Consider the following 3,086-nt stretch of genomic DNA (forward strand, 5'->3'; position numbering starts at 1 on the left):
GGATTGTCTCGATCGAGGGTGAAGCATCTCCCAACTGTCCTTACAGTAACTCCAGCTTCACGTATGACGCTCGCGCCTTGCTGACAAACTGGGTGGATGCCAAAGGAAACCTGACCACCTACGCCTACAACGACCGCGGCCTTGAAATCAGCCGCACCGAAGCCTCCGGCACCACGCAGGCACGCACCGTCACCACCGAGTGGCACCCGAGCCTGTACTTGAAAACCAAGGTCACCGAACCGTCCCGCATCACCACCTACCAGTACGACGCCCAGGGCCGCCAGATCGGCCAGATCGTCACCCCCCGCTAAACACCAAGGAAGTCATCATGCAGGTACATCCTATGTACAGGCTGGGCGCGCTCGCCCTTGCCTGCGGCATCGCTTTGTCCGCAACAGCGGCCGACCGTAGCTGGAACTACACCTACACTGCCCAGGGACTGATCAAAACAGCCGACGGCCCACGCACCGATGTGCAGGACGTCACCCATTACACCTACGACGCCAAGGGCAACCTCACCAAGGTCACTAACGCTCTGGGACAGGAAACCCTGCTCGGCAACTACGACGAGCGCGGCAACCCCAGCACCCTCACCGACGCCAACGGCGTGGTCAGTACCCTGACCTACAGCGGCGTCGATCCCAAGCTGGCGAGCATCACAACCGCCGGCAGCACCACCAGCTTCCAGCACGACGCGGTCGGACAACTGACCAAGATCACCCGTGCCGACGGCAGCTGGCTGCAATACACCTACGACCCGGCGCGTCGTCTGACCGCGATCACCAACAACCTCGGCGAGCGCGTGGAATACGACGTTGATGTCGCCGGCAAGCGCACTGCGCAGCGGCTGAAGGACGCCAGCGGCACGCTCAAGCAGCAGCAAACCTGGGTGTACGACGAACTGGGCCGCCTTCTGCGCTCGGTCGGCGCCGGCGCGCAGACCGACCGTTACCAGTACGACCTCAACGACAACCCCACCAGCCACACCAATCCCCGGCAGTTCAGCAGCTCCAGCAGCTTCGATGCCCTGGATCGAATGGTCAGCCAGACCGACGCCCTAAATGGCGTCACCAAGCTGGGCTATGACGCCCAGGACAACCTGACCAAGGTACAGGATCCGCGCGGCGTCACTACGCGCTACGAGTATGACGGCCTGGGCAACCTGACCAAGCTGATCAGCCCGGACAGCGGCACCAGCACCTTCGAGTACGATGCCGCCGGCAACATCACCAAACAGACAGATGCTCGTGGTGTAGTCGTGACCTTCAGCTACGACGCGCTGAACCGACTGACAGCCCGTCACTGGCCCGCCACGCCGGCACTGGACGCCACTTACAGCTACGACGCAACGGCGGGTGGCAACGTTGGCATCGGCCGCTTGACCGCGATCCAGGACGGTAGCGGCACCCTCGCCTACCGCTACGACGCCCGCGGCAACCTGATCGAGCAGGCTCGCAGCCTGAGCATCAACGGCCAGACGCTGGCGGACACCGTGACCTTCCAGTACGACGCCGCTAACCAGCTAATGGGCATCGGGTATCCGGGCGCTGTGCAAGTGGGATATCCACGCAATGCGGGCGGACAGGTCGCCAGCGTGACCCTCGCCCTCGATGGCGGCAGCACCACCAATGTGGCCAGCGGCATCAGCTACCTGCCCTTCGGCCCGCTCCAACAACTGACCTGGGCCAATGGCATCCAGCTCAACCGACAGTACGACCAGGACTACCAACTCACCCGCCAGGACGTCGGCATTTGGCGTAACGACTACCAGCGTGACGCGAACGGCAACATCACCGAACTGGCCACCAACATCTGGGGCACGCTGAGCTACGGCTACGATGCGCTAGACCGCCTGACTAGTGAGAACACCGCCAGCAAGCAAGGCAGCTACAGCTACGATGGCGTAGGGAACCGCACACAGCACCAGGTCACCGAGAACGGCGCAACAGCGACCACGGCCTATCAGTACGCCAGTGATAGCAACCGCTTGATCGCCATCGACGGACAGACCGTCAGCACCGACGCCGCCGGCAACCTGACCCAGGACCGTGCCAGCCGACTGCTCGGCTACGATGCGCAGAACCGCTTGGCAACAGTGAAGATTAACGGCCAGCAGGTTGCAGAGTATCGCTACAACAGCCTCGGCCAGCGTGTGGCCAAGCTCACCGGACAGGGATTCACCACCTACCTGCATGGTCCGGACGGCCAACTACTGGCAGAGGCCGACTACAACAGCTCCGGCGCCCAGCAGCACAGCCAAGCCTACCTGTGGCTGGACAGCATGCCGCTGGCCAGCGTGGAGAAACAGAGCAGTGCCACGCCACGCGTGATCTACCTGCACAGCGACCACCTAAACACGCCACGCTTAGCAACCTCTGAAACGAGGGATCTAGTGTGGGAGTGGAAGTCGGATGCCTTCGGCAACGGCGCACCGAATCAGGATCCACTGGGGAGTGGGCAACAGACGGTACTGAATCTCCGTTTTGCTGGACAGTACTACGACACCGAGAGCGGACTGCATTACAACTACTTCCGAGACTACGATCCGGAAACCGGCCGGTATGTGCAGAGCGATCCGATTGGGCTCGCGGGGGGCTTGAATACCTATGGTTATGTTCAAGGAAATCCGCTTTCAACTTCCGATCCTTTAGGGCTGTGCGGCCCGCTAACCCCTCTTTGCGCCATCGGCCTCGCTGCTTTAGAGGGGGCGGGAGGCGCAACAGCAGGCAGCGCCGCGTTCTGGGGTACAGGCGCGCTCGTTGGTGGGGCACTTGTCTCTGGGTCATCAGCAACAAAATCTCGGCCAGCAGATATGTCGCCTCTAGAAAAGAGACACTATGATAGATCTTGTCGGAATGTTGACGACCCTTGTGCCGCAATCAAGGCTTCAGCTCAAACGGCAATTACAATGGCTCGGTTGAAAATGAACAACATGCTGAATGACCCAGGTAAAATGTACGGCACTACCGGCTGGGATACGCATGCAAGCGACCTGAACGGGCGTCTCGCTAACATTGCAGCGATGATATCTCTAGGAGATAAGATGGGATGTGACATGACCGCAGAAAAGGCCGCCTTCGCAACTC

2 protein-coding genes are annotated in these 3,086 nt (G+C 61.0%); both read left to right on the forward strand.

Annotation, left to right across the window (positions count from 1 at the left end):
- Nucleotides 1–311: RHS repeat domain-containing protein (locus FAS41_RS30440; protein ID WP_171049597.1), on the forward strand; the 311-nt coding region annotated here is incomplete at its 5' end.
- 17 nt (nucleotides 312–328) lie between these two features.
- The coding region (locus FAS41_RS30445) for an RHS repeat-associated core domain-containing protein (protein ID WP_246084978.1) at nucleotides 329–3,086 on the forward strand (2,758 nt) is incomplete at its 3' end.

The organism is Pseudomonas nicosulfuronedens (assembly GCF_005877905.1).
Taxonomy (GTDB): Bacteria; Pseudomonadota; Gammaproteobacteria; order Pseudomonadales; family Pseudomonadaceae; genus Pseudomonas; species Pseudomonas nicosulfuronedens.